The sequence below is a fragment of the Vibrio sp. Vb1554 genome, from assembly GCF_033344235.1.
In genome coordinates this window covers 1-1233 of the sequence record NZ_JAWPOJ010000269.1, presented here as the reverse complement: position 1 = coordinate 1233, position 1233 = coordinate 1, and the positions used below count along the sequence as shown (strand labels likewise).

Genomic DNA, 1233 nt, shown 5'->3' with positions numbered 1-1233 from the left:
CGTTAATGTATGTATTGAGTCCGGCAAATCGGGCTCAATATAGAAAATCAATGGCATCTGAGCGTGCTGCTTTCCATCCAGCGGCTGTTGCGTAAAACAAAAGCACTCTATTTTGTTGAAGTAAGCTGCACCGTTGCCGGGAGAAACGGAAGGCACCGCCTGCCCCACCAGCCTTTGTCCACTTTCGTTAAATGCCAAGTATTCAGTTTGCACGACCTCACCTGGATGAACATTCATCGAAATGACTTTCGGCTTAAACTCCCACGGCATATCTGGGTTGACGTGTGCCATAAACTCCACACGAATCGTCCGGCTCAAATCGGGTTGCATCCCCGTAGGTTGAATCGCTGCAACATCACTGGTTTTACCGTTGATGCCTAACGCATCACACATCACGTCATAGAGCGGCACGAGCGCAAAACCGAACCCGAACATGGCAAAAGTGGCCAGCACTAACTTTATCGTGAGCTTTTTGTGGGATGATTTTTCTGCCATGTTCTTCGCCTCTCGTTCCGTTAATCCACTTTAGGCGGCGTACTAAAGGTGTGATGAGGCGCAGGGCTTGGCACATTCCACTCTAATCCTGCTGCACGCTCCCAAGGTTTGGCCGACGCTTTCTCTCCGCCACGAATGCACTTGATCACGACCCACAAGAAAATCAGTTGCGACAAACCAAAGGCAAAGCCGCCGATAGATACGATTTGGTTCACATCCGCAAATTGAATCGCGTAATCAGGGATTCTTCGCGGCATGCCCGCCAAACCTAAAAAATGCATCGGGAAGAAAAGGACATTGACGGAAATGACTGAGCACCAAAAATGCCACAAACTCAACTTGTGGTCGTACATATTCCCCGTCCATTTCGGTAACCAATAATACGACGCCGCCATGATTGAGAAGACCGCGCCAGACACCAAGACATAATGGAAATGTGCCACCACAAAATAGGTATCGTGGTATTGGAAATCCGCCGGCACGATAGCAAGCATCAAACCCGAGAAACCACCGATAGTGAACAGAACAATAAACGCAATCGCAAACAACATTGGCGTTTCAAAGGTCAGTGCGCCACGCCACATGGTTGCGACCCAGTTAAACACTTTTACTCCGGTCGGTACCGCAATCAACATGGTGCAGTACATAAAGAACAGTTCTGCAAACACGGGCATGCCTGTCGTGAACATGTGGTGTGCCCACACAAGGAAAGAAAGAAGCGCGATACTGCATGTTGCG

Annotated in this window: 2 protein-coding genes; both read right to left on the bottom strand. The window is 49.1% G+C overall.

Annotated features, from left to right (window positions below):
• Window positions 1-495 (bottom strand): cytochrome c oxidase assembly protein (locus tag R8N28_RS25565; protein ID WP_318183704.1); only part of this gene is annotated, 495 nt, incomplete at its 3' end.
• Window positions 496-515: 20 nt separating this feature from the next.
• Window positions 516-1233 (bottom strand): cbb3-type cytochrome c oxidase subunit I (locus tag R8N28_RS25560; protein WP_318183703.1); only part of this gene is annotated, 718 nt, incomplete at its 5' end.